Source organism: Pseudomonas sp. GW823-FHT03E05, from assembly GCF_058796855.1.
In genome coordinates this window covers 583,623-608,650 of sequence record NZ_JBXAJB010000004.1, presented here as the reverse complement: position 1 = coordinate 608,650, position 25,028 = coordinate 583,623, and the positions used below count along the sequence as shown (strand labels likewise).

The following is a 25,028-nucleotide window of genomic DNA, read 5'->3' as shown; positions in this document are numbered from 1 at the left end:
TTTTTTAATGGCTGAGGCGTATTACTTCTTCAGGCCATATTGTTCGTCGAGCATGCCTGGGGCATTCGGCGTCTTCGGCGCGTAGTCCCGTGGTGGTTCCTGGTCCCGTGGAGGGGTCAGGCGCTCACGTGGAGCCTGCACCGACTCCGAGTGCAAGGCGGCCAGCAGGCGCTGGCGGGTCAGTTCGTCCAAGGCCAGGCGATTGGCGCCCTCGGCGAGGTGATCCTGCACTTCCTGGTAACTCTGGGTCAGTTTCTTGACCAGGGTTGCGGTGCTGTTGAAGTGAGTGACCACTTCATTCTGATAATTGTCGAAACGTTCCTGAATATCATCCAACTGACGCTGCGTGCGGTTAGGCGCGGCATTGGGCAGCAGGCGAGCGACCAGGAATCCAATGGCGACACCCGCGACCAGGGCAAGAGTCGGCAACAACCAAACTAAGAGCGAGTGTTCCACGAGTCCTTCCTCTATAAACGGCTTTGCTTTACGTTAACGGCTCGAACCTGCGCTGTATACCGCGATTCACTCGCAATAGATTGGCACAGACCATTTGCTAGACGAGTCGACCCCCTTCGAGGTCACGGAGTTCCTTCCTTGCTTATGCGTGAAACCCCTGTAGTGATTGCCGGCCCGGTGGGCCAACTGGAAGCCCTGTATCTGCAGGTGCCCGATGCACGTGGGATGGCGCTGATCTGCCACCCCAATCCGGTGCAGGGCGGCACCATGCTCAATAAGGTGGTATCCACCCTGCAGCGCACTGCGCGGGATGCCGGCCTGAGCACTCTGCGCTTCAACTACCGTGGCGTGGGCGCCAGTGAAGGCAGCCACGACATGGGCAGCGGTGAAGTCGACGATGCCCAGGCGGCAGCCCAGTGGTTGCAGGCCCAGCATCCGCAACTGCCCTTGACCCTGTTCGGGTTCTCCTTTGGCGGCTTTGTCGCGGCCAGCCTTGGCGGGCGTCTGGAAGGCCAGGGCACGCAGCTCAAGCACTTGTTCATGGTGGCGCCGGCAGTCACCCGCCTGCGTGATAGCGACCTGCTGCCGCAGAACTGCCCGTTGACCCTGATCCAGCCGGAAACCGATGAGGTCATCGACCCTCAGGCGGTCTACGACTGGTCCGACGCGCTTGTTCGCCCCCATGAGCTGCTGAAAGTGGCAGAATGCGGGCACTTTTTTCATGGCAAGCTCACCGATCTGAAAGATCTGGTGCTGCCGCGACTTTCGAATTGATAGCAGTCTGATAAGCGATTACCCATGACTACTCGTACGCGTATCCTCACCGGCATCACCACCACCGGCACTCCGCACCTGGGCAACTATGCCGGTGCGATCCGCCCGGCGATCGTCGCCAGCCGCGACAGCAATGCCGATTCCTTCTACTTTCTGGCCGACTACCACGCACTGATCAAGTGCGATGACCCGCTGCGTATCCAGCGTTCGCGCCAGGAAATCGCCGCCACCTGGTTGGCCGGTGGCCTGGATGTGGAACGCGTGACTTTCTATCGCCAGTCGGACATCCCGGAGATCCCCGAGCTGACCTGGCTGTTGACCTGCGTGGCGGCCAAGGGGCTGCTCAACCGTGCCCATGCCTATAAGGCTTCGGTGGACAAGAATGTCGAGGCCGGTGAAGACCCGGACGCCGGCATCACCATGGGCTTGTACAGCTACCCGGTACTGATGGCGGCGGACATCCTGATGTTCAACGCGCACAAGGTGCCGGTGGGCCGCGACCAGATCCAGCACGTGGAAATGGCCCGGGACATTGGCCAGCGTTTCAACCACCTGTTCGGCCAGGGCAAGGAGTTCTTCACCATGCCCGAGGCGCTGATCGAGGAAAGCGTTGCCACCTTGCCAGGCCTCGATGGCCGCAAGATGTCCAAGAGTTACGACAACACCATCCCGCTGTTCACCAGCGCCAAGGACATGAAGGACGCGATCTCGCGGATCGTCACCGACTCCAAGGCGCCAGGCGAGGCCAAGGATCCGGACAACTCTCATTTGTTCACCCTGTACCAGGCGTTCTCCACCCCTGCGCAAGCCGCCGAGTTCCGCAGCGAGCTGCTTCAGGGCCTGGGTTGGGGCGAAGCCAAGAACCGCCTGTTCCAATTGCTGGATGCCGAACTGGGCGAAGCCCGCGAGCGTTATCACCAACTGATCGCACGCCCTTCGGATCTGGAAGACATCTTGCGTGCCGGCGCCGTCAAGGCCCGTGCCGTGGCCACGCCGTTCCTCAACGAACTGCGCGAAGCCGTGGGCCTGCGCTCTTTCGCCGCCCAGGTACAGGTGGCAGCCACCTCCAAGAAAAAAGCCGCCAAGGCCGCGCGTTTCATCAGCTTTCGAGAGGATGACGGCAGCTTCCGTTTCCGTTTGCTGTCGGCCGATGGCGAGCAACTGCTGCTGTCGCGCAATTTCGCTGATGGCAAGGCTGCAGGTGCTGTCACCAAGCAACTGCAATCGGGCCAGGAGCTGGATCTGCGGACCGAGGGCAATGCATTCGGTATCTGGCTGGACGGCGCCTGTGTGGCGGATAGCCCGGACTTTGCCGATGCCAGCGCCCGTGACGCGGCTGTAGATGCACTGCGCATCGCTCTGACCCCGGCGCAGGACTAATCGGCATCTTCCCGACCAAGGGCTGATTGCCATTCCCCAGGGCCGTCGCTAAAGTGACGGCCCGTTTTTGTTGCCTTGCTAACGAATTATGACGCCCCTAGAACGATACCAAGCAGATCTGAAACGCCCGGATTTCTTTCATGATGCGGCACAGGAAACGGCTGTGCGTCATCTGCAGCGCCTGTATGACGATCTGATCGCGGCCGAGCAAAACAAGCCGGGCCTGCTCGGCAAGCTTTTTGGCAAGAGGGATCAGACGCCGGTCAAGGGTCTGTATTTCTGGGGCGGAGTGGGGCGCGGTAAGACCTATCTGGTGGACACCTTCTTCGAAGCCTTGCCGTTCAAGGAAAAGGTACGCACGCACTTTCACCGTTTCATGAAGCGCGTACACGAAGAAATGAAGACCCTGGGCGGTGAGAAGAACCCGTTGACCATCATCGCCAAGCGTTTCTCGCAAGAGGCGCGGGTGATCTGCTTCGACGAATTCTTCGTGTCTGACATTACTGACGCGATGATTCTTGGCACCCTCATGGAGGAGCTGTTCAAGAATGGCGTGACCCTGGTCGCCACTTCGAACATCGTCCCCGACGGCTTGTACAAGGATGGCTTGCAGCGCGCGCGCTTCCTGCCGGCGATTGCCCTGATCAAGCAGAACACCGAGATCGTCAACGTCGACAGCGGTGTCGACTACCGCCTGCGTCACCTGGAGCAGGCGGAGCTGTTCCACTATCCATTGAACGAAGAAGCACAGGAAAGCTTGCGCAAGAGCTTCCGGGCGTTGACGCCGGAGTGCACCCAGGCGGTGGAAAACGATGTGTTGATCATCGAGAACCGCGAGATCCGCGCATTGCGTACCTGCGATGATGTGGCCTGGTTCGACTTCCGGGAACTGTGCGACGGCCCGCGCAGCCAGAACGACTACATCGAGCTGGGCAAGATCTTCCATGCCGTGTTGCTCAGTGGCGTGGAGCAGATGAGCGTCACCACCGACGACATCGCCCGGCGCTTTATCAACATGGTCGACGAGTTCTACGACCGCAACGTCAAGCTGATCATTTCCGCCGAGGTCGAACTCAAGGACCTCTACACCGGTGGCCGCCTGACGTTCGAGTTCCAGCGCACCCTTAGCCGCCTGCTGGAGATGCAGTCCCACGAGTTCCTGTCGCGGGCGCACAAGCCATAAGCATCGCCAGATGAAAAAGGGCCTGCATAGCAGGCCCTTTTTTTATGCCGCCTGTTGCTGGAACTGTTGACGGTACTGGTTGGGTGAAAGTTCGGTGTGCTGGCGGAACAGTCGGGCGAAGAAACTGGCGTCGTCGTAGCCGACTTCGTAGCTGATGGTCTTGATGCTCTTGCGCGTTCCCGAGAGCAGGCCCTTGGCGGTTTCGATGCGCAGGCGCTGCAGGTAATGCAGGGGCTTGTCGCCGGTGGCGGTCTGGAAGCGGCGCATGAAGTTGCGAATGCTCATGCCGTGCTCGCGGGCCACGTCCTCGAAGCGGAACTTGTCGGCGAAGTGCTCTTCGAGCCAGTGCTGGATTTGCAGGATGATCACGTCCTGATGCAGCTTCTGGCCGCCGAAGCCGATGCGCCCTGGGGCGTAGCTGCGCTGTACTTCATAGAGAATGTCCCGGGCCACGGCCTGGGCCACGTTGGCACCGCAGAAGCGTTCGATCAGGTAGATGTACAGGTCGCAGGCCGAGGTGGTACCGCCCGCGCAGTAGAGGTTGTCGGCGTCGGTCAGGTGCTTGTCCTGATTGAGCTGGACCTTGGGGAAGCGCTCATTGAAGGCGCTGAAGAAGCGCCAGTAGGTAGTGGCTTCCTTGCCATCGAGCAAGCCGGCTTCCGCCAGCCAGAACACCCCGGTGGCTTCGCCGCAGAGCACCGCGCCGCGAGCGTGCTGGGCGCGCAGCCAGGGCAAGATCTGCGGGTAACGCTGGCACAGGGTGTCGAAGTCGTCCCAGAACGCCGGGAGGATGATGATATCGGTGTCTTCCAGCGGGCCGTCCACCGGCATGATCACGTCGCTGAAACTGCATACGGGTTGACCGTCGGGGCTGACCAGGCGGGTTTCGAACGCCGGGGTCAGGCCTTGGCCCAGTTGTTTGCCGTAGCGCAGGCTGGCCAGATGGAAGAAATCCTTGGCTTGCATGAGGGTGGAAGCGAAAACCCGGTCGATAGCCAGGATGCTGACGCGCCGCAAGGGCGTGGAGGTTTGGTTAGACATAATTCAATTGTTCTTATAGGGGAAAGTGGTCACCAGACGGCTGGATCGTCTTATTTTTTGTCGGATGTGTCCAGTGTCCCGTGCAGGTGGCTAGCCTTAGGCTCTGGCAGCCAACCCATGATCAATAACCATCACAGGTGCCTGCATGATCCCTAGAACCTTGTTCAGCTCCGAGCACGAACTCTTCCGTGACAGCGTGCGTACATTCCTTGAGAAAGAGGCAGTGCCCTTCCATGGCGAATGGGAAAAACAGGGCTATATCGACCGTCAGTTGTGGAGCAAGGCGGGGGAGGCCGGAATGCTGTGTTCGCACATTCCCGAGGAGTACGGCGGCCTGGGGGCGGATTTTCTCTACAGCGCGGTGGTGATCGAGGAGATTGGCCGGCTGGGGCTGACGGGCATTGGTTTTTCCCTGCATTCGGACATTGTCGCGCCCTACATCCTGCATTACGGCAGTGAATCGCTGAAGCACAAGTACCTGCCCCGGCTGGTCTCGGGGGAAATGGTCACGGCCATTGCCATGACCGAGCCGGGGGCGGGCTCCGACCTGCAAGGGGTGAAGACCACGGCAGTGCTCGACGGCGACGAATACGTGATCAATGGTTCCAAGACCTTTATTACCAACGGCTACCTGGCGGACCTGGTGATAGTCGTGGCCAAGACCGATCCCAAGGCCGGAGCCAAGGGCACCAGCTTGTTTCTGGTTGAGGCCGATACTCCCGGGTTCTCCAAGGGCAAGCGCCTGGAAAAGGTGGGAATGAAGGCTCAGGACACCTCCGAGCTGTTCTTCCAGGATGTGCGAGTACCCAAGGAGAATCTGCTGGGGCAGGCTGGGGCAGGTTTTGCCTATTTGATGCAGGAGTTGCCCCAGGAGCGCCTGACCGTGGCCATTGGTGGCCTGGCCAGTGCCGAGGCGGCGTTGCAGTGGACCCTGGAATACACCCGCGAACGCAAAGCCTTTGGCAAGGCAATTGCCGATTTCCAGAACAGCCGTTTCAAGCTGGCGGAAATGGCCACGGAAATTCAGATCGGCCGGGTATTTGTCGATCGCTGCCTGGAACTGCACTTGCAGGGCAAGCTCGATGTGCCGACGGCGGCCATGGCCAAGTACTGGGGGACTGACCTGCAGTGCAAGGTGCTTGATGAATGCGTGCAGTTGCACGGTGGCTACGGCTTCATGTGGGAGTACCCGGTGGCCCGGGCCTGGGCCGATGCCCGGGTGCAGCGCATTTATGCCGGGACCAACGAGATCATGAAGGAGATCATTGCCCGCTCACTATAGGAAGCGGGCCGCCGGCGAAGGGTGCGAAGCGGGTTATACGACGTATCCATTCGCTGGCAAGCCAGCAACTGTGGGTCTATTAAGGCGCGGGGTTGGGGTGATCCTTGTGGATTGCCTCGATCCCGGCGAGGACCTCCTCCGACAACTTCAAGGCAGCGCTGGCGATGTTGCTGTCCAGCTGTTCCAGAGTGGTGGCGCCGATGATGTTGCTGGTCACGAACGGCTGTTGAGTGACGAAGGCTAGGGCCATTTGTGCCGGATCCAGGCCGTGCTCGCGGGCCAGCGCCACATAACGGCTGCAGGCCGCTTCCGACTGAGGGTTGAAGTAGCGGCTGAAGCGGCTGTAGAGGCTTAGCCGTGCCTTGGCTGGCCGCGCGCCGCCTTCGTACTTGCCGGACAGGTAGCCAAAGGCCAGAGGAGAGTAGGCCAGCAGGCCGCATTGTTCACGAATGGCAATTTCCGCCAGGCCCACTTCGAAGCTGCGGTTGAGCAGGTTGTAGGGGTTCTGGATCGAAACCGCCCGCGGCCAGCCACGGCTCTCGGCCAGGGCAAGGAACTTCATGGTGCCCCATGGCGTTTCGTTGGACAGGCCGATATGGCGGATCTTGCCGGCCTTGACCTGCTCGTCCAGGGCTTCGAGGGTTTCTTCCAGCGGAGTGAAGTCTTCATCGGCCTGGTGCTTGTAGCCCAGTTGGCCGAAGAAGTTGGTGCTGCGCTCGGGCCAGTGCAGTTGGTATAGGTCGATCCAGTCGGTCTGCAGGCGCTTGAGGCTGGCATCCACGGCTTCGACTATATGCTTGCGGTTGTGCTTGAGCTGTTTGTCGCGAATGTAGTCGATGGTGTTGCCCGGACCTGCGATCTTGCTGGCCAGGACCCAGTCGGCGCGGTCGCCGCGCTGCTTGAACCAGTTGCCGATATAGCGCTCGGTGGTGGCGTAGGTTTCGGCCTTTGGCGGCACCGGGTACATCTCGGCAGTGTCGATGAAGTTGATTCCGGCGTTCTTGGCCCGCTCGATCTGAGCGAAGGCTTCAGCCTCGGTGTTCTGCTCGCCCCAGGTCATGGTGCCCAGGCAAATTGCACTCACATTCAGATCGGTTCGGCCCAGCTGGCGGTAGTCCATCGGGTGCTCCCTTGGCAAAACAATCATAAAAGCAGGTTGAAATTTTTTTCGCAATCTGCATAATTCGGCAGCTCTTTCTGCAGTGGAAGTGATGCGCCGCCTGCCGAAGAATCTTGCCGTATATCAGACGCGCTGACCCGAGCCCCCGATAGCGTCTGTGTCCGGCTGCCTTTGACCTTGTCAAAGTAAGCACTATTCAGTAAGATCCGCCGTCTATTTTGCTGGGCGGCCCCTGAGGCTATAAAGAATGAAAACTTTTACTGCTAAACCGGAAACAGTAAAGCGCGACTGGTTCGTCGTCGACGCTGCTGGTCAGACCCTGGGTCGTCTGGCCACCGAAATCGCGAGCCGTCTGCGTGGCAAGCACAAGCCTGAGTACACTCCTCACGTTGACACCGGCGACTACATCGTCGTGATCAATGCCGAGCAGGTACGTGTTACTGGCGCTAAAACCACTGACAAAATGTACTACTCCCACTCCGGTTTCCCGGGCGGCATCAAGTCGATCAACTTCGAAAAGCTGATCGCCAAAGCCCCTGAGCGCGTGATCGAGACCGCGGTAAAAGGCATGCTGCCTAAGAACCCGCTGGGTCGCGACATGTACCGTAAGCTGAAAGTCTATGCGGGCGCTGCACACCCTCATACTGCTCAGCAGCCCCAAGAACTGAAGATTTAACGGAATAGTTCATTATGTCGGCGACTCAAAATTACGGCACTGGCCGTCGCAAGACTGCAACCGCACGCGTTTTCCTGCGTCCGGGCACTGGCAACATCTCGATCAACAACCGCTCCCTGGATAACTTCTTCGGTCGCGAAACTGCCCGCATGGTAGTTCGTCAACCGCTGGAGCTGACCGAGACCGTTGAGAAGTTCGATATCTACGTCACCGTTATCGGCGGCGGTGTAAGTGGTCAAGCTGGCGCAATCCGCCACGGTATCACTCGCGCTCTGATGGATTACGACGAAACTCTGCGCAGCGCGCTGCGTAAAGCTGGTTTCGTAACCCGTGACGCACGTGAAGTTGAGCGTAAGAAAGTGGGTCTGCGTAAAGCGCGTAAGCGTCCGCAATACTCCAAGCGTTAATTCGCTACTGCGTTCAAAAACGCCCAGTCTCCTCGCGGAGCTGGGCGTTTTTTATTGTCTAGAATTTGCTCTGTGACAACTTGCCACATCCGCGGAGGCCCTATACTGCAAGGCTTCGGGCCGGCTCGGCTTGGTAATTACCTTGTCAGAATAGGGGCTTTTCATTACCATTCGGCAAAATTTTTATAAGTTCAGATTTTTACTTAGTAGATGCCTGATTTAACAGGCCACAAAGCTGATGGGAGAGGACTGAATGAGCAATGACGGCGTGAATGCAGGCCGGCGTCGCTTCCTAGTAGCAGCCACATCCGTGGTGGGTGCTGCTGGAGCGGTGGGGGCTGCGGTCCCGTTCGTGGGGTCATGGTTTCCCAGTGCCAAGGCGAAAGCCGCAGGTGCACCGGTGAAGGTGAATATCAGCAAGATCGACCCAGGTCAGCAGATGATTGCTGAATGGCGTGGTCAGCCGGTATTCATCGTCCGCCGTACCGAGGAAATCCTGGGGAATCTTAAAAAGATCGAGGGCCAGTTGTCTGACCCTGACTCCAAGAACTCAGTACAACCAACCTACGTCGACCCGGAAGTGCGTTCGATCAAGCCAGAGATTCTGCTGCTGATCGGTATCTGCACCCACCTGGGCTGTTCTCCGACCTTCCGTCCTGAAGTGGCGCCCGCGGATCTGGGCAAGGACTGGGTAGGTGGCTATTTCTGCCCTTGCCACGGTTCCCACTACGATCTGGCTGGTCGCGTCTACAAGTCGCAACCTGCGCCTTTGAACCTGCCAGTACCCCCGCATTCCTATGAGTCGGATGACATCATCGTCATTGGCGTCGACACGGAGAAAGCGTGATGAGCAAGTTCATGGATTGGGTTGATGCGCGCTTCCCCGCGACCAAGATGTGGGAAGACCATCTCAGCAAGTATTACGCTCCGAAGAACTTCAACTTCTTCTATTTCTTTGGCTCCCTGGCGCTGCTGGTTCTGGTCAACCAGATCGTAACCGGTGTCTGGCTGACCATGAGCTACACCCCTTCGGCGGAAGAGGCCTTCGCTTCCGTTGAATACATCATGCGCGACGTCGAGTACGGCGCGATCCTGCGTCTGCTCCACTCCACCGGCGCTTCGGCGTTCTTCATCGTGGTCTATCTGCACATGTTCCGTGGCCTGCTCTACGGTTCCTACCAGAAGCCCCGTGAGCTGGTGTGGCTGTTCGGCATGCTGATCTACCTGGCACTGATGGCCGAGGCCTTCATGGGCTACCTGCTGCCGTGGGGCCAGATGTCCTACTGGGGCGCCCAGGTGATCATCTCGCTGTTCGGTGCGATCCCGGTCATCGGCGACGACCTGACTCAGTGGATCCGCGGTGACTACCTGATTTCCGGTATCACCCTGAACCGCTTCTTCGCCTTGCACGTTGTTGCCCTGCCGATCGTGATCCTCGGTCTGGTGGTGCTGCACATCCTGGCACTGCACGAAGTGGGTTCGAACAACCCGGATGGCGTCGACATCAAGAAGAACAAGGATGAGAACGGCATCCCGCTGGATGGTATTCCTTTCCACCCTTACTACACCGTGAAGGATATCGTCGGCGTAGTGGTGTTCCTCTTCATCTTCTGCTCGATCGTGTTCTTCTTCCCGGAAATGGGTGGCTACTTCCTCGAGAAGCCGAACTTCGAACAGGCCAACCCGTTCAAGACGCCTGAGCACATTGCTCCGGTTTGGTACTTCACCCCGTTCTACGCGATCCTGCGTGCGGTGCCGGACAAGCTCATGGGCGTCATTGCCATGGGGGCTGCCATTGCCGTGCTGTTCGTGCTGCCTTGGCTCGACCGTAGCCCGGTCAAGTCCATGCGCTACAAAGGCTGGCTGAGCAAGATCTGGCTGCTGGTGTTCTGCATCTCGTTCGTGATCCTGGGTGTGCTGGGTGTATTGGCACCGACTCCGGGCCGTACGCTGCTGTCGCAGGTATGTACCTTCCTGTACTTCGCCTACTTCATTCTGATGCCGTTCTACACCAGGCTCGAGAAGACCAAACCGGTTCCGGAAAGGGTGACTGGCTGATGAAAAAGCTATTTGCTGTACTGATTCTTGCTGCTATGCCTGTATTGTCTTTCGCGGCCGAGCACGGCGGCCCTGAGTTGGAGAAGGTCGATATCGACCTGGCCGACAAAGCTGCCCTGCAAGACGGCGCGCGTACCTTTGCCAACTACTGCATGGGCTGCCACAGCGCCAAGTTCCAGCGTTATGAGCGGGTTGCCGACGATCTGGGTATCCCTCACGATCTGATGTTGAGCAAGCTGGTCTTCACCGGCGCCAAGATCGGTGACCACATGAACATCGGCATGCAGCCGGCAGATGCCAAGACCTGGTTTGGCGCTGCGCCACCGGATCTGACCCTGGTGGCCCGTGTGCGGGGTACCGACTGGCTCTATGGCTACCTCAAGTCCTTCTATGAGGACCCGGCGCGCCCTTGGGGTGTGAATAACAAGGTTTTCCCGAACGTGGGCATGCCTAACGTTCTGGTTGGCCTGCAGGGTCGCCAGGTGATCGGTTGCAAGCAGGTGCAGATCGTCGAAGACGGCAAGAAGCAATACGATCCGCTGACCGGCACGCCGCTGACTCATGAAGCCTGTGACCAGCTGACCATCAAGGAGAACACCGGGACTCTCAACGAGGCTCAGTTCGACGAGAAGGTCAAGAACCTGGTGACCTTCCTGGCTTACTCGGCCAACCCGGTCAAGCTGCAGCACCAGCGCATCGGTACCTACGTACTGCTGTACCTGGCCTTCTTCTTCGTGTTCGCCTATCTGCTCAAGCGCGAATACTGGAAGGATGTGCATTGATAGCGTTTTAAGCATCAGTTGTTGAACGTGCGCGCCCAAGGGCGTCTCTGAAACTGTAACAACCCTGTATCATTCGGGGGTTACCAGAGGCGCCCTGAGGGCGCGCTCGTTTTTTCTGCTTCCGATAATTTCAACAAGCGAGGAGGATCGCCATGGGCGTGACCAATCGGTTGGCCTGTTACTCCGACCCCGCCGACCACTATTCCCACCGGGTGCGCATTGTGCTCGCAGAGAAGGGTGTCAGCGCCGAGATCATCAGTGTGGAGGCGGGGCGTCAGCCGCCGAAGCTGATCGAAGTGAACCCTTATGGGAGCTTGCCAACGCTGGTCGATCGCGACCTGGCGTTGTGGGAGTCGACAGTGGTGATGGAGTACCTGGATGAGCGTTATCCGCATCCGCCACTGCTGCCGGTTTATCCTGTGGCGCGAGCCAACAGCCGTCTGCTGATACACCGGATCCAGCGTGACTGGTGCGGGCAAGTGGATCTGATTCTTGATCCGCGGACCAAGGAGGCTGCTCGAGTGCAGGCGCGCAAGGAATTGCGTGAAAGCCTGACGGGTGTTTCTCCTTTGTTTGCCGACAAGCCATTTTTCCTCAGTGAGGAACAAAGTCTGGTGGACTGCTGCCTACTGCCCATACTCTGGAGATTGCCGGTCCTGGGTATCGAACTGCCGCGGCAGGCCAAGCCGTTGCTTGATTATATGGAACGCCAATTTGCGCGTGAGGCTTTCCAGGCGAGTCTGTCTGGTGTCGAACGCGATATGCGCTGAGGCTTAAGGAGCCGCTATGAACTCCAGTCGACCTTATCTGGTCCGCGCGCTCTATGAGTGGATTGTGGACAACGATTGCACCCCGCACATGCTGGTCAATTCCGACTATCCGGCAGTGCAGGTGCCCCAGGGCTTTGCCAGTGATGGGCAGATCGTCCTGAACATTTCTCCCAGTGCCGTGCGTCATCTGCATATGGATAACGACGTAGTGACCTTCGAAGGGCGCTTCGGTGGTGTGCCGCACAGCCTGCATGTGCCGGTTGCGGCGATCCTGGGGATCTATGCCCGTGAGAATGGCCAGGGCATGGTCTTCGATCTGGAGTCGCCTCTGGATGAAGAGGATGATCTCGAGCCGGATGACGACCTGCCGCCACCGGACAGTGAGCCGCCGCGCCCCAGTGGCCGACCCAGCTTGAAAGTGGTCAAGTAATAAAAAAGGCGATCCATCCGGATCGCCTTTTTTGTATCTCGCGGTTGTGTGTCAGTCGATGTATTCGAACAGTTTGACGATCTTCTGCACACCGGACACGCCTTGAACCAGGTTGGTGGCCTGGGTGGCCTCCTGTTGGGTCAGCAAGCCCAGCAGGTAGACGATGCCGTTCTCGGTTACCACCTTGATTCGCGAGGCGGGCACGCTGGCGTCGGTGAGCATCTGGGTCTTGATCTTGGTGGTCAGCCAGCCATCGTTCTGGCGGGCCAGGAAGCCGGAAGGTGGCAGTACCTGCAGTTCGTTGTGCACCTTCTTGACGCGCTGCACTTCGCTGGCGGCCTGTTCGGCCATGGCCTTGAGGTCCGGGCGGGGTGTTTGTCCGGCCAGCAGGACGATGCCGTTGAAGCTGGTGACAACGATGTGCGAGTTGTTTTCCAGGTCTGGGCTGGCTTTGGCGACGTTGACGGCGACTTTGGTCTCGATCAGCGAGTCGTCGATCTTGCTGCCAAAGGTGCGGGTGCCGCGGTCATCATCGATGGGTTTGTCGCGGGTGGCGGTAATCACCGAGCTGCAACCAGTGATGCTCAGGCACAAGGTCAAGGCCAGGAGGCCAAGGCGATTAGGGGTCATTCTTCACTCCCGAACAATTGGCTGTCGATCAGATCGCAGAGGCAATGGATCGCCAGCAGGTGGACTTCTTGAATGCGTGCAGTGACGGTGGCCGGGACGCGGATCTCGACATCTTCAGGCAGCAGCAGGGAAGCCATGCCGCCGCCGTCACGACCGGTCAATGCTACGACAATCATTTCGCGATCATGTGCGGCCTGGATCGCTTGAATAATGTTTGCGGAGTTGCCGCTGGTGGAAATCGCCAGCAACACATCACCGGGCTGGCCCAGGGCGCGGATCTGCTTGGAGAAGACTTCGTTGTAGCTGTAGTCGTTGGCGATCGAGGTGATGGTAGAGCTGTCGGTAGTCAGGGCAATGGCCGGCAGGCTCGGGCGTTCGCGCTCGAAGCGGTTGAGCAGTTCGGAGGAGAAATGCTGGGCATCGCCGGCGGAGCCGCCGTTGCCGCAAGAGAGCATCTTGCCCTCGTTGAGCAGGGCGTTGACCATGACCTGGCTGGCTTGCTCGATGTGCGGTGCAAGTACGTCCATCGCCTGTTGCTTGGTGTCGATACTGGCCTGAAAAAGCTGGCGAATTCGGGATTGCATGTCCATCTGTGTGACCTTAAGTGGCGCGGCTTGGTGGCACGTAAATGTGCAGCCCGCAAAGCAAAGAGCAAAAAAGTTGAGTGAAAATGGGTGCGGCCTGAGGGCTTCTTTCAGCTGTCGAAGGCATTGCGTAGCCAGTTCAAGCGGGCTTCTGCACCCGAGGCGCCGTCAATGGCGACCACGTCGAAACGGCAAGGATGGCTGGACCAGCGTGATTCGCTTTGCAGGAAAAGCTGCGCGGCAAGGATCAGTTTTTGACGCTTGCGCCCATCGATACTGCCCAGTGCGCCACCCCATTGCGTGTGTTTTCTGTAGCGGACTTCGACGAATACTACTGTATCGCCGTCAAGCATGACCAGATCAAGCTCGCCGCGTTTACACAACCAGTTCTGCGCCAGCAGGCGCAGTCCGTGCTGTTGGAGATGCCCAAGCGCTTGGCTTTCGGCATCTCGTCCGCTGTGCTGGCTTGATCCTTGGAGCATTAGCGCGGCGTGTCGGGCAGGCGGGTCACCTGGCCCCCGACGAACTTGGCCCATGGCAGCTGACGCTCGATGCGTTGCCCGGCAGCCATGCCCAGGCTGCCGGATTCACCTTCTATCCGGCTGTCTGGCAGGGCCTTGAGTTGGCCCAGGCGTGGCGCCAATCGGTAGGCGTCGACGCCCATGGCATACAGGCGCCCTAGGCTGCCGCCGGCTTGCGGCCATTGTGCGGTGACCTGGCGGCGCAGCGGGCCGTTGGCATCCAGCAGCCATGGGGTTTCGCAGAACATCACGCCGTTCATGTCGTTGTACTGGTTCTGGTCGCCGCTGGCGCTGAACACATTGGAGGTGGCGTAGACCGGTACATCACCAGCGTATTGGAAGTTCAAGGTCGGCTTGATCTGCTGAGCCTGTTGCGGAGTGGAGGCGAGGAAAATGAACTCGATATCCTGGCGACGTGATGGCTGTGCGGCTACCTGGGTGCCTACGGTGCTCTGCAGGCTCTTGGCGCGGCCTTCGCTCTGGCGCAACTGGAACAGGTCGGCAATCTGCTGTGCCAGGGCGACGGGCTGATCGACGCGTTCGATACCGATTACGCTACCACCGTTGGCTTCCCAATCCTGACGGAATGCCTTGAGCACGCGATCGCCCCATTCGCCTTTCGGAACCAGAGCGGCGGCGCGGTGCAGGCCGTCGGCGCGGGCGCGACGGGAAACCTCGCGAGCTTCGTCTTCGGCTGCCAGGCCGAACTGGAACAACTGCGCCGGGCCTTGTTCGCCTTCGCTGTAGTTCAGGGCCAGGGTGGTGATCGGCAGCTGCGGGCGAGCGGCAAGTTGCTTGACCAGGGGCTTTTCCAGTGGGCCGACGACCAGTTGCACGCCAGCGGCCTGAGCCTTGCGGTAGAAGTCATCCAGCGAGCTTAGGCGCGAGCTGTCATAGAACTCGATGCTGGGTGGATTCTGTCCGGCTTGCTGAGCCTGGTAGTGAGCAGCCATGAAACCTTCGCGCAGTGCTTTGGAAACCGATGCGAGGGGGCCGTCCTGTGGCAGCAGCAAGGCAATTTTCGATACCGGCTGGCTGGCCAGTTCCTTGAGCTTGATCAGGGGTTGGGGCAGTTGAATGGCAGCCGGGTGCTTTGGATTCTGGGCGCGCCAGGTATCGATGGCTGCCTGCTGCTGTTCCAGGGTGCCGGCGCTCTTGACTGCCAGGGCCAGGCTCATCCAGCCGGCCAGGTCGTCATTGCCGGCAGGCTGCAACTGATCGGTCGGCAGGGCGGCAATCAGTGCCCAGATGGCTTCGTGGTTTTTGGCTGCTGCATCATCCTTGAGCAAGGGCGCGATAACGATGCGCTCTTTGGCGGCGGCCAATGTCTGGCCGTCGGCTTCCAGTGCGCGAGCATGAACGCTGCCGGTGCGAATCTGTTGAGCTGCCGGCAGTTCGCTCAGGTGTTGCAGGCTTGGATGGCTCAGTGCGGTGAGGGCAGCCTTTGGCTGGTTGCGCACCAGGGCCAGCTCTGCGGACAGGGTGCTGGCGAAGATTTGCTGGGCAGGCTTGAGTTGATCCAGCGGCACTTGCTGCAGGATTTGTCCGGCGCGTCCGGCATTGCCTTGACGATACGCCAGGTCGGCGGCGCTCAGGCGCAGCAGGGCTGCTTTTTCCGGAGTTTTGCTGGTGGCGGCCTGTTCGAGCAGTTGCTCGATACTGGCATCCGGTGTCCGTGGAAGTTCGCCAAGGCTGGAAGAGGGCGAGCTGGCGCAAGCCACCAGAAGGGTAGCCAGGCAGAGGGCAAGAAACAGCCGCAGGCAAGCGATCATGTAAGTGTTCCTGATACTCGATCAAATGAGCGTGGAATTGTACCCAAGCGCTGGCTGGGGTGCGATGTTACTGGCGATAAACCGTCGATTTAGCTCAAGCAAATGTTGCTTGGCTGCCTGAAAGGTCGCGGCACAGCGCCATACCGGCTGATCGCAAGGCGTATTGAGAATGCTTCAACGCGCTACAATGGCGCTTTTGCCGATCAAGAGGTGTGCGCTTTGACTGCTCCAGGTCCTTTGAATTCCGCTGCTGGCTCGCTTTATGTGGTGGCGACGCCCATCGGCAACCTGGACGATATCAGCGCCCGGGCCTTGAAGCTGTTGCGCGAGGTGTCGTTGATCGCTGCCGAAGATACCCGGCATTCCCAGCGCCTGATGCAGCACTTTGGTATTTCCACGCCCCTGGCTGCCTGCCATGAGCACAACGAGCGTGATGAGGGCAGTCGCTTCATTACTCGTCTGCTGGCTGGGGATAATGTCGCCTTGATCTCCGATGCGGGCACGCCGCTGATTTCCGATCCCGGCTACCACCTGGTGCGCCAGGCGCGGGCGGCGGGTATCAACGTGGTTCCAGTACCGGGGGCCTGTGCTCTGATCGCGGCGTTGTCGGCGGCGGGCTTGCCTTCAGACCGGTTCATCTTCGAAGGCTTTCTGCCGGCCAAGGCGGTCGGGCGCAGGGCGCGCCTGGAAGCGGTCAAGGAAGAGCCGCGTACGCTGATTTTCTATGAGGCGCCGCATCGCATACTTGAATGCCTGCAGGATATGGAGTCGGTATTCGGTGGTGAGCGGCCGGCATTGCTGGCGCGTGAATTGACCAAGACCTTCGAGACCCTGAAGGGGCTGCCACTTTCCGAGCTGCGCCAGTTCGTCGAGTCCGACAGCAATCAGCAGCGTGGGGAGTGCGTGGTGCTGGTCGCGGGGTGGACAGCACCGGAAAGTGATGAGGCGATCAGTAGTGAGTCGATGCGTATCCTCGACCTGTTGCTCAAGGAAATGCCGCTGAAGCGGGCTGCTGCTTTGGCTGCGGAAATCACTGGCGAGCGCAAGAATGTGCTGTATCAGGTGGCCCTGGATAAACAGAAAGAACAATAAATTGCGTAGCAGGGTGGCCAAAGGCTTTTAGCGCTTGTTCTTCGTTCGCTCTGCCGTTAACCTGCGCGGCGGAGAGTCGATTGGACAGTCGCTGCCCTCTATGAAAATTAGAGGGGGGAGGAAAGTCCGGGCTCCATAGGGCGGAGTGCCAGGTAATGCCTGGGGGGCGTGAGCCTACGGAAAGTGCCACAGAAAATAACCGCCTAAGCACTTCGGTGCCGGTAAGGGTGAAAAGGTGCGGTAAGAGCGCACCGCACGTCTGGTAACAGTTCGTGGCTAGGTAAACCCCACTCGGAGCAAGACCAAATAGGGTTCCAAGGCGTGGCCCGCGCTGGAACCGGGTAGGTTGCTAAAGATGTCCAGTGATGGCCATCGTAGAGGAATGACTGTCCTCGACAGAACCCGGCTTACAGATCGACTCTCCACCTTTTCCCTCCCTGCTTGAATCAATAGCAGAAGCGTTTTTGTAATACCGAAAAAATCTTACTCTTAATAAATTACTTTAACTTCGCGCTGCAGCTTATTGAGCTGTCGGAAGTTGATGCTCTGAAACACCCTTCGAATTCCCGTTACCTCTCCTTTAAGTCTCCTAAATCTCCGTTCTATAAGGCTTTTCCGTCGCCGCGCGCCTTGACGGTGGTGTGGGCGCATTCCTATAGTGTGCGCAAGTGGCGGAAAGTGGCATGAAGTGGGTTTTTTGAGCGCAAAACGCTAAAATTTGGAGAAACGCTGACGTGTTTCGCGGAGCTAACGCTATCAGTCTCGATGCAAAAGGCCGTCTCGCCATGCCGAGCCGGTATCGTGACGAGCTCGTTTCGCGAAGTTCCGGGCAGTTAATCGTCACCATCGATGCCGTTGATCCCTGTTTGTGTGTTTACCCCCTCGATGAGTGGGAGCTGATTGAAACCAAACTGCGCGCACTGCCTTCTCTTCGTGAAGAGAACCGTCGTTTGCAGCGTTTGCTGATTGGTAACGCCGTCGACCTTGAACTCGATGGCAGTGGTCGTTTTCTGGTGCCTCCGCGCCTGCGTGAATATGCCAAGTTGGATAAGCGCGCAATGCTGGTGGGCCAACTGAACAAGTTCCAATTGTGGGACGAGGATGCCTGGAATGCTGTTTCCGCAGCGGACCTGGCAGCTATTCAACAACCGGGCGCCATGCCTGATGAACTGCGTGATTTGATCCTGTGACTATTGATAGCGGCTTTAACCACATCACCGTACTGCTTGACGAAGCCGTCGAGGCTCTCGCCGTACGTCCTGATGGCTGCTATCTGGATGGCACCTTCGGGCGTGGCGGGCATAGCCGGCTGATTCTCAGCAAGCTCGGGCCCCAGGGGCGCCTCCTCGGATTCGACAAGGATCCCCAGGCGATTGCCACCGGGCAAGCGCTAGCGGCCGAAGACGGCCGCTTTGTCGTTGTACAGCGCAGTTTCGCCGAGCTCGGTTCGGAAGTTGCCGAACGCGGCCTGGCGGGCAAGGTCAGCGGTGTCCTGCTGGATCTGGGGGTGTCTTCGCCGCAGCTGGACGACCCTGAACGCGGCTTCAGTTTTCTCAATGACGGCCCGCTGGATATGCGCATGGACCCGACTCGCGGCATCAGTGCTGCGCAGTTCATCGCCACCGCTCCGGTAGAGGAAATTGCCCGGGTATTCAAGGAGTACGGCGAGGAGCGTTTCTCCGGTCGCATGGCGCGAGCCGTGGTCGAGCGCCGCGAGATCCAGCCGTTCGAGCGTACCGCCGATCTGGCTGAAGTGTTGAAAGTCGCCAACCCGGCTTGGGAGAAGGGCAAGAACCCGGCTACCCGTGCTTTCCAGGGGCTGCGCATTCACGTCAACAATGAACTGGGTGATCTCGAGGCTGGCCTTGAAGCTGCACTGGAGTCCCTGGAAGTGGGTGGTCGCCTGGTGGTGATCAGCTTCCACTCCCTGGAAGACCGCATCGTCAAATTGTTCATGCGTCGTCTGGTCAAGGGCGAATCGGACAACCTGCCGCGCAATCTGCCGGTACGTTTCGAAGCCTTTGTGCCGAAAATCAAGATCCACGGCAAAGCGCAGTTCGCCTCCGAGGCAGAGCTCAAGGCCAACCCGCGTGCCCGCAGTGCCGTCATGCGCGTCGCGGAGAAGCTTCGGTGAGCAAGCTTTTCGCCAAGCCACTTCCGGGCGGAAGCTTTTTCATGTTCCTGCTATTCGTCGGCGTTCTGGTTTCCGCGATTGCGGTGTCCTACAGCGCCCACTGGAACCGTCAGTTGCTCAATACGCTGTACGGCGAGTTGAGCGTGCGTGACAAAGCCCAGGCCGAATGGGGCCGTCTTATTCTTGAGCAAAGCACCTGGACTGCTCACAGCCGCATTGAAGTCCTGGCCACCGAACAATTGAAAATGCACATTCCCGGCGCGGCCGAAGTCCGCATGGTGGCGCCATGAAGCTCGAAGGCGCGCTCTATCCATGGCGTTTCCGTGTAGTGCTGGGTTTGCTGGCGGTCATGGTGTCGGCGATTGCCTGGCGCATCATCGACCTGCAAGTGGTCGACCGTGACTTCCTCAAGGGGCAGGGCGATGCACGCAGTGTCCGGCACATTCCGATTCCCGCGCACCGCGGTCTGATCACCGATCGCAATGGCGAGCCGCTGGCCGTCAGTACGCCCGTGACCACCCTCTGGGCCAATGCCAAGGAAATGCAGCTGGCCAAGGATCGCTGGCCGGCGCTGGCCATGGCACTTGGCCAAGACCCGAAAGCCCTGGCCGAGCGGCTTGAAGCCCAGGCCAATAAAGAGTTCATCTATCTGGTCCGAGGCCTGACGCCTGAACAGGGCCAGTCCGTATTGGATCTGAAGGTCCCCGGTGTCTATGGCATCGAGGAGTTCCGACGCTTCTATCCAGCCGGCGAAGTAACCGCGCACATGGTGGGTTTCACCGATATCGACGACCGCGGTCGCGAAGGGGTGGAACTGGCCTACGACGAATGGCTCGCAGGGGTTCCGGGCAAGCGCCAGGTGATCAAGGACCGGCGCGGCAGGCTGATCAAGGACGTCCAGGTCACCAAGAACGCCAAGGCCGGCAAGCCCTTGGCGTTGTCGATTGACCTGCGCCTGCAATACCTGGCCAACCGCGAGCTGCGCAACGCCATCGTCGAGAACGGTGCCAAGGCTGGCAGCCTGGTGATCATGGACGTGAAGACCGGCGAGATCCTGGCCATGGTCAACCAGCCGACCTACAACCCGAACAACCGGCGCAACCTGCAGCCGGCGATGATGCGCAACCGCGCGATGATCGACGTGTTCGAGCCTGGCTCGACCATGAAAGCGATCTCCATGAGTGCCGCACTGGAAACCGGACGCTGGAAGCCCAGCGATACCGTCGAGGTCTACCCGGGCACCCTGCAGTTGGGCAAATACACCATCCGTGACGTTTCCAAGACCGAAGGTCCGGTACTCGACCTGACCGGCATCCTGATCAACTCCAGTAACGTCGGCATGAGTAAGGTGGCCTTCGATATCGGCGGCGAAACCATTTTCCGCCTGGCACAGAAAATCGGTCTGGGCCAGGACACGGGGCTCGGCTTCCCTGGTGAACGGGTCGGCAACCTGCCGAACTACCGCGAATGGCGCAAGGCGGAAACCGCGACCCTGTCCTATGGCTACGGCCTGTCGGTGACCGCGATCCAGCTGGTGCACGCCTTTTCCGCATTGGCCAACAACGGCCGTATTGCGCCGCTGACACTGATCAAGTCCGACAAGACTCCGCAGACCACCCAGGTGATTCCGGAAAATGTCGCCAAGACCATGCAGGGCATGCTGCAGCAAGTGATCGAGGCCCCGCGCGGAGTATTCCGTGCACAGGTTCCGGCCTATCACGTGGCTGGCAAGAGTGGTACTGCGCGCAAGACTTCGGTGGGTACCAAGGGCTACGCCGAGAACTCCTACCGCTCGCTGTTCGCCGGCTTCGGTCCGATGAGTGATCCACGCTACGCCATCGTGGTGGTGATCGACGAACCGAGCAAAGCCGGTTACTTCGGTGGCCTGGTATCGGCGCCGGTGTTCAGCAAAGTGATGTCCGGCACCCTGCGCTTGATGAACATCACCCCGGACAACCTGCCGACCACGCAGCAGGCCAACGCCGCATCCGGCACCCCTGTACGAGCCAATGGAGGGCGCGGCTGATGTCTCTTAGCCTGAACAAGATTTTCGCCCACGCCGGTCGCGACCTGCTGATTCGTGAGTTGACCCTGGACAGCCGTAACGTGCGGGCCGGGGACCTGTTTCTTGCGGTGCCCGGCGCCAAGTTCGATGGGCGTGCGCACATTGCCGATGCCCTGCAGCGCGGCGCTGCCGCGGTGGCTTATGAAGTGGAAGGGGCAACTGTGTTGCCGCTGACCGATGTACCGCTGATTCCGGTCAAGGGCCTGGCGGCGCAGCTGTCGGACATAGCCGGGCGCTTCTATGGTGACCCGAGCCGCCAGTTGAACCTGGTGGGCGTGACCGGCACCAACGGCAAGACCAGCGTTACCCAACTGGTGGCTCAGGCCCTGGATCTGCTCGGCCAGCGTTGTGGCCTGGTAGGTACCCTGGGGACCGGGTTTCATGGCGCGCTGCAAAGCGGGATGCACACCACGCCGAACCCGATTGCCGTGCAGGCCACCCTGGCAGACCTGAAGAATGCAGGAGCCAAGGCGGTGGCCATGGAGGTCTCGTCCCATGGCCTGGATCAGGGGCGCGTGGCGGCACTGGCTTTCGATGTGGCGGTGCTGACCAACCTGTCCCGTGACCATCTGGATTACCACGGGACCATGGAAGCCTATGGCGCAGCCAAGGCCAAGCTCTTTGCCTGGAACGACCTGCGTTGCCGGGTGATCAACCTCGACGACGATTTTGGCCGGCAACTGGCGGCGGACAAACATGAGTCACGACTGATCACTTACAGCCTCGAAGACGCCGCTGCTTATCTGTACTGCCGCGAAGCGCGTTTTGACGATGATGGCGTGCGCGCGACCCTGGTGACCCCGCAGGGTGAGCACCACCTGCGCAGTTGCCTGCTCGGGCGCTTCAACCTGAGCAACGTGCTGGCTGCGGTAGGTGCGTTGCTGGGTCTTGAATACGCGCTGGACGAAATTCTTGCGGTCCTGCCCAAGCTTGAAGGCCCCGCCGGACGCATGCAGCGCCTGGGTGGCGGTACTCAGCCGCTGGTGGTGGTGGATTATGCCCACACCCCGGATGCCCTGGAAAAAGTCTTGCTGGCCCTGCGTCCGCATGCCAAGGGCCGCCTGCTGTGCCTGTTCGGTTGTGGCGGCGACCGGGACCGCGGCAAGCGTCCGTTGATGGCTGAGGTGGTCGAGCGTCTGGCCGACGGCGTGCTGGTGACTGATGACAACCCACGCAGCGAAGAGCCGGCCCAAATCTTCGACGATATTCGTGCCGGCTTCAGCGCGGCAGAAAAGGTGGAATTCGTAGCCGGTCGCGGGTTGGCCATTGCTCGCCTGATCGCTTCCGCGTCGGCCGATGACGTGGTGGTGCTGGCCGGTAAAGGCCATGAGGATTACCAGGAAATAAACGGCCAGCGACATGATTTTTCTGATCTCGCCGAGGCGGACAAAGCCTTGACCGCGTGGGAGGTGGGCCATGCTTAAAGCCCTGCAACTCAGTGAAGTCTCGGCTCCATTGGACGCCCGCCTGATCGCGGGCGATGCTCGTTTTAGCGGCGTCAGTATCGATAGCCGGGCGATTCAGGCCGGCCAACTGTTTATTGCTCTGACCGGCCCACGCTTTGACGGCCACGATTACTTGAATGAAGTGGCGGCCAAGGGCGCCGTGGCGGCGTTGGTTGAACGTGAGGTTCCCGACAGCACGCTGCCGCAACTGCTGGTCAAGGACACTCGCCTGGCGCTGGGGCAGTTGGGTGCGCTCAATCGCGCCGCGTTCAGCCGCCCGGTCGCTGCGGTAACCGGCTCCAGCGGCAAGACCACGGTCAAGGAAATGCTCGCCAGCATCCTGCGCACCCGTGGTCCGGTACACGCCACTCGGGGCAACCTGAACAATGACCTGGGGGCGCCCCTGACCCTGCTGGAACTGGCCCCGGAACACACAGCCGCAGTGATAGAGCTGGGCGCTTCGCGCATCGGCGAGATTGCCTACACCGTGGCCATGACTCGCCCCCACGTAGCGATCATCAACAACGCCGGCACCGCTCATGTCGGTGAGTTTGGCGGGCCGGAGAAGATTGTCGAGGCCAAGGGGGAAATCCTGGAAGGCCTCGATAGCGCCGGGATCGCCGTGCTCAACCTGGACGACAAGGCTTTCCCTATCTGGAAGGCCCGTGCTGCCGGCCGTCAGGTGCTGAGCTTCGCGCTGACTGACAGTTCTGCCGATTTCTTTGCCTCCGATATCGGTCGCGATGCCCGTGGCTGCCCATCCTTCAAGTTGCACAGCCCCAAGGGTGTGGAGGCGGTGCAATTGAACCTGCTGGGCACCCATAACGTTGCCAATGCCCTGGCTGCGGCAGCCGCGGCCCACGCCATGGGCGTCTCGCTGTTCGGCATCGTCACCGGCCTGAATGCGGTGCAGCCGGTCAAGGGGCGTACCGTCGCCCAACTGGCCAAGAACGGCATGCGGGTCATTGATGACACTTACAACGCAAACCCCACCTCAATGTGCGCCGCCGTTGATATACTCGCCGGCTTTTCCGGCCGCACCGTCCTGGTGCTCGGAGACATCGGCGAGTTGGGCGAGTGGGCGGAGCAGGGGCACCGCGAAGTAGGTGCATATGCCGCTGGCAAGGTTTCGGCCCTCTACGCCGTAGGCCCGATGATGGCTCATGCCGTTGCCGCCTTCGGCGAGCACGCGCGCCACTTCGCCAGCCAGGCTGACCTGATTGCCGCCCTGGGCGTCGAGCAAGACCCAAATACCACCATTTTGATCAAAGGATCGCGCAGCGCGGTGATGGAAAACATCGTCGCGGCTTTGTGCGGCTCCAGTACGGAGAAACATTGATGCTGCTGCTGCTAGCGGAGTACCTGCAACAGTTCTACAAAGGCTTCGCGGTCTTTCAGTACCTGACCCTGCGCGGGATCCTCGGGGTACTGACCGCGCTGTCTTTGGCGCTGTGCCTGGGTCCGTGGATGATCCGCACTCTGCAGAACCGCCAGATCGGCCAGTCCGTGCGTAACGATGGTCCGCAATCTCACCTGTCCAAATCGGGCACACCGACCATGGGCGGTGCGCTGATTCTCTCGGCCATCGGTATCAGCACCCTGCTGTGGGCCGACCTGCGCAACCACTATGTGTGGGTCGTGCTGCTGGTGACCCTGGCCTTTGGTGCCATCGGCTGGGTCGACGACTATCGCAAGGTGATCGAGAAGAATTCCCGTGGCCTGCCCAGCCGCTGGAAGTATTTCTGGCAATCGGTGTTCGGCCTGGGCGCGGCGATCTTCCTTTATATGACTGCCCAGAGTCCGGTGGAAACCACTCTGCTGATCCCGATGCTCAAGGACGTGAGCATTCCCCTTGGCATCGGCTTCGTGGTCCTGACCTATTTCGTCATCGTCGGTTCGAGCAACGCGGTCAACCTGACCGATGGCCTCGATGGCCTGGCGATCATGCCGACGGTGATGGTGGGCGGTGCGCTGGGCATCTTCTGCTACCTGTCGGGTAACGTGAAGTTCGCCGAATACCTGCTGATTCCTTATGTACCGGGGGCGGGAGAGCTGATTGTCTTCTGTGGTGCGCTGATTGGCGCGGGCCTGGGCTTCTTGTGGTTCAACACTTACCCGGCGCAGGTGTTCATGGGTGATGTTGGCGCCCTGGCGCTGGGCGCGGCCCTGGGCACTATCGCGGTCATCGTCCGTCAGGAAATCGTTCTGTTCATCATGGGCGGCGTGTTCGTGATGGAAACCCTGTCCGTGGTGATCCAGGTTGCCTCCTTCAAGTTGACCGGCCGCCGTGTGTTTCGCATGGCGCCGATTCACCACCATTTTGAACTCAAGGGCTGGCCCGAGCCGCGCGTGATCGTCCGTTTCTGGATCATCACCGTGATTCTGGTGCTGATCGGCCTTGCCACCCTGAAGCTGAGGTAGAACGA

The 25,028-nt window shown here is 59.9% G+C and carries 26 protein-coding genes and 1 other RNA gene; 20 read left to right on the top strand and 7 right to left on the bottom strand.

Annotation, left to right across the window (positions count from 1 at the left end; all coding sequences use genetic code 11):
* Positions 1–21 precede the first annotated feature (21 nt).
* Positions 22–456: a Z-ring associated ZapG family protein gene (locus AC1RCO_RS19715; RefSeq protein ID WP_011063336.1), complete on the bottom strand. Its 435-nt coding sequence runs from the start codon at positions 454–456 to the stop codon at positions 22–24.
* Positions 457–600: 144 nt separating this feature from the next.
* Between AC1RCO_RS19715 and AC1RCO_RS19710 the strand changes: the two genes are divergently transcribed.
* From AC1RCO_RS19710 to zapE, 3 genes are all read left to right on the top strand, one after another.
* Entirely contained in the window at positions 601–1,230 is a 630-nt protein-coding gene (locus AC1RCO_RS19710) for an alpha/beta hydrolase (RefSeq protein WP_011063335.1), read from the top strand.
* A 24-nt stretch (positions 1,231–1,254) separates the two neighbouring features.
* Positions 1,255–2,610 carry a tryptophan--tRNA ligase gene (locus AC1RCO_RS19705; protein WP_077934743.1) on the top strand — a complete coding sequence of 452 codons (1,356 nt, stop codon included), beginning with the start codon at positions 1,255–1,257 and terminating at the stop codon, positions 2,608–2,610.
* Positions 2,611–2,698: 88 nt separating this feature from the next.
* Positions 2,699–3,793 carry a cell division protein ZapE gene (zapE, locus tag AC1RCO_RS19700; protein WP_401402180.1) on the top strand — a complete coding sequence of 365 codons (1,095 nt, stop codon included), beginning with the start codon at positions 2,699–2,701 and terminating at the stop codon, positions 3,791–3,793.
* Positions 3,794–3,835: 42 nt separating this feature from the next.
* Here the strand turns inward: zapE and AC1RCO_RS19695 are convergent, their stop codons facing one another.
* Entirely contained in the window at positions 3,836–4,735 is a 900-nt protein-coding gene (locus AC1RCO_RS19695) for a GlxA family transcriptional regulator (RefSeq protein WP_169892244.1), read from the bottom strand.
* Between the two features lie 244 nt (positions 4,736–4,979).
* On the opposite strand from AC1RCO_RS19695, the gene AC1RCO_RS19690 reads away from it, so the two are divergent.
* Positions 4,980–6,116 (top strand): acyl-CoA dehydrogenase family protein, encoded by a 1,137-nt coding sequence (locus AC1RCO_RS19690; protein WP_011063331.1) that lies wholly within the window; start codon positions 4,980–4,982, stop codon positions 6,114–6,116.
* 79 nt (positions 6,117–6,195) lie between these two features.
* Here the strand turns inward: AC1RCO_RS19690 and AC1RCO_RS19685 are convergent, their stop codons facing one another.
* Positions 6,196–7,236 (bottom strand): NADP(H)-dependent aldo-keto reductase, encoded by a 1,041-nt coding sequence (locus AC1RCO_RS19685; protein WP_053153710.1) that lies wholly within the window; start codon positions 7,234–7,236, stop codon positions 6,196–6,198.
* A gap of 247 nt (positions 7,237–7,483) precedes the next feature.
* Here AC1RCO_RS19685 and rplM point away from each other — a divergent pair, with 247 nt between their 5' ends.
* From rplM to AC1RCO_RS19650, 7 genes are all read left to right on the top strand, one after another.
* Entirely contained in the window at positions 7,484–7,912 is a 429-nt protein-coding gene (gene rplM, locus AC1RCO_RS19680) for a 50S ribosomal protein L13 (protein WP_007928449.1), read from the top strand.
* A gap of 14 nt (positions 7,913–7,926) precedes the next feature.
* Positions 7,927–8,319 (top strand): 30S ribosomal protein S9, encoded by a 393-nt coding sequence (gene rpsI, locus AC1RCO_RS19675; protein ID WP_003228056.1) that lies wholly within the window; start codon positions 7,927–7,929, stop codon positions 8,317–8,319.
* Between the two features lie 253 nt (positions 8,320–8,572).
* Positions 8,573–9,166, top strand: a complete 594-nt coding sequence (petA, locus tag AC1RCO_RS19670; RefSeq protein ID WP_011063329.1) for a ubiquinol-cytochrome c reductase iron-sulfur subunit — start codon at positions 8,573–8,575, stop codon at positions 9,164–9,166.
* Positions 9,166–10,377: a cytochrome b gene (locus AC1RCO_RS19665; RefSeq protein WP_011063328.1), complete on the top strand. Its 1,212-nt coding sequence runs from the start codon at positions 9,166–9,168 to the stop codon at positions 10,375–10,377. Before petA ends, AC1RCO_RS19665 begins: the two co-directional genes overlap by 1 nt.
* Entirely contained in the window at positions 10,377–11,159 is a 783-nt protein-coding gene (locus tag AC1RCO_RS19660) for a cytochrome c1 (RefSeq protein ID WP_011063327.1), read from the top strand. The genes AC1RCO_RS19665 and AC1RCO_RS19660 overlap by 1 nt, the downstream gene beginning before the upstream one ends.
* A gap of 152 nt (positions 11,160–11,311) precedes the next feature.
* Positions 11,312–11,929 carry a glutathione S-transferase N-terminal domain-containing protein gene (locus tag AC1RCO_RS19655; protein ID WP_011063326.1) on the top strand — a complete coding sequence of 206 codons (618 nt, stop codon included), beginning with the start codon at positions 11,312–11,314 and terminating at the stop codon, positions 11,927–11,929.
* A 16-nt stretch (positions 11,930–11,945) separates the two neighbouring features.
* Positions 11,946–12,359, top strand: coding sequence for a ClpXP protease specificity-enhancing factor (locus AC1RCO_RS19650; RefSeq protein WP_011063325.1), 414 nt, complete (start codon positions 11,946–11,948; stop codon positions 12,357–12,359).
* Positions 12,360–12,410: 51 nt separating this feature from the next.
* On the opposite strand, the gene AC1RCO_RS19645 is transcribed toward AC1RCO_RS19650, so the two are convergent.
* The 4 genes from AC1RCO_RS19645 to AC1RCO_RS19630 all read right to left on the bottom strand — a co-directional run bounded on the left by AC1RCO_RS19645 (position 12,411) and on the right by AC1RCO_RS19630 (position 15,866).
* Entirely contained in the window at positions 12,411–12,989 is a 579-nt protein-coding gene (locus AC1RCO_RS19645; protein WP_011063324.1) for a BON domain-containing protein, read from the bottom strand.
* On the bottom strand, positions 12,986–13,579 hold the full coding sequence (locus tag AC1RCO_RS19640) for a phosphoheptose isomerase (RefSeq protein WP_015636934.1): 594 nt from the start codon (positions 13,577–13,579) through the stop codon (positions 12,986–12,988). Before AC1RCO_RS19640 ends, AC1RCO_RS19645 begins: the two co-directional genes overlap by 4 nt.
* A gap of 104 nt (positions 13,580–13,683) precedes the next feature.
* Positions 13,684–14,055, bottom strand: a complete 372-nt coding sequence (locus tag AC1RCO_RS19635; RefSeq protein WP_019093694.1) for a YraN family protein — start codon at positions 14,053–14,055, stop codon at positions 13,684–13,686.
* On the bottom strand, positions 14,055–15,866 hold the full coding sequence (locus AC1RCO_RS19630; protein ID WP_011063321.1) for a penicillin-binding protein activator: 1,812 nt from the start codon (positions 15,864–15,866) through the stop codon (positions 14,055–14,057). The genes AC1RCO_RS19635 and AC1RCO_RS19630 overlap by 1 nt, the downstream gene beginning before the upstream one ends.
* A 219-nt stretch (positions 15,867–16,085) precedes the next feature.
* On the opposite strand from AC1RCO_RS19630, the gene rsmI reads away from it, so the two are divergent.
* The 9 genes from rsmI (at position 16,086) to mraY (ending at position 25,023) form a co-directional block, all read left to right on the top strand.
* Positions 16,086–16,958 carry a 16S rRNA (cytidine(1402)-2'-O)-methyltransferase gene (rsmI, locus tag AC1RCO_RS19625; RefSeq protein WP_019093695.1) on the top strand — a complete coding sequence of 291 codons (873 nt, stop codon included), beginning with the start codon at positions 16,086–16,088 and terminating at the stop codon, positions 16,956–16,958.
* Between the two features lie 72 nt (positions 16,959–17,030).
* An RNA gene (gene rnpB / locus AC1RCO_RS19620) (RNase P RNA component class A) lies at positions 17,031–17,384 on the top strand.
* A gap of 308 nt (positions 17,385–17,692) precedes the next feature.
* Positions 17,693–18,148: a division/cell wall cluster transcriptional repressor MraZ gene (gene mraZ / locus AC1RCO_RS19615; protein WP_011063319.1), complete on the top strand. Its 456-nt coding sequence runs from the start codon at positions 17,693–17,695 to the stop codon at positions 18,146–18,148.
* A complete protein-coding gene (gene rsmH / locus AC1RCO_RS19610) occupies positions 18,145–19,092 on the top strand; it encodes a 16S rRNA (cytosine(1402)-N(4))-methyltransferase RsmH (protein ID WP_011063318.1) in 948 nt (315 codons plus the stop codon). Before mraZ ends, rsmH begins: the two co-directional genes overlap by 4 nt.
* Complete coding sequence (ftsL, locus tag AC1RCO_RS19605) at positions 19,089–19,382, top strand: cell division protein FtsL (RefSeq protein ID WP_011063317.1); 294 nt, start codon at positions 19,089–19,091, stop codon at positions 19,380–19,382. The genes rsmH and ftsL overlap by 4 nt, the downstream gene beginning before the upstream one ends.
* Positions 19,379–21,118: a peptidoglycan D,D-transpeptidase FtsI family protein gene (locus tag AC1RCO_RS19600; protein WP_011063316.1), complete on the top strand. Its 1,740-nt coding sequence runs from the start codon at positions 19,379–19,381 to the stop codon at positions 21,116–21,118. The genes ftsL and AC1RCO_RS19600 overlap by 4 nt, the downstream gene beginning before the upstream one ends.
* Positions 21,118–22,581: a UDP-N-acetylmuramoyl-L-alanyl-D-glutamate--2,6-diaminopimelate ligase gene (locus tag AC1RCO_RS19595; RefSeq protein WP_072442541.1), complete on the top strand. Its 1,464-nt coding sequence runs from the start codon at positions 21,118–21,120 to the stop codon at positions 22,579–22,581. Before AC1RCO_RS19600 ends, AC1RCO_RS19595 begins: the two co-directional genes overlap by 1 nt.
* Positions 22,574–23,941, top strand: a complete 1,368-nt coding sequence (locus AC1RCO_RS19590) for a UDP-N-acetylmuramoyl-tripeptide--D-alanyl-D-alanine ligase (RefSeq protein ID WP_015636930.1) — start codon at positions 22,574–22,576, stop codon at positions 23,939–23,941. The genes AC1RCO_RS19595 and AC1RCO_RS19590 overlap by 8 nt, the downstream gene beginning before the upstream one ends.
* The gene (gene mraY / locus AC1RCO_RS19585) at positions 23,941–25,023 is read left to right on the top strand and encodes a phospho-N-acetylmuramoyl-pentapeptide-transferase (protein WP_011063313.1); all 1,083 of its coding nucleotides are present in this window, start codon (positions 23,941–23,943) and stop codon (positions 25,021–25,023) included. The genes AC1RCO_RS19590 and mraY overlap by 1 nt, the downstream gene beginning before the upstream one ends.
* Positions 25,024–25,028: the final 5 nt, after the last annotated feature.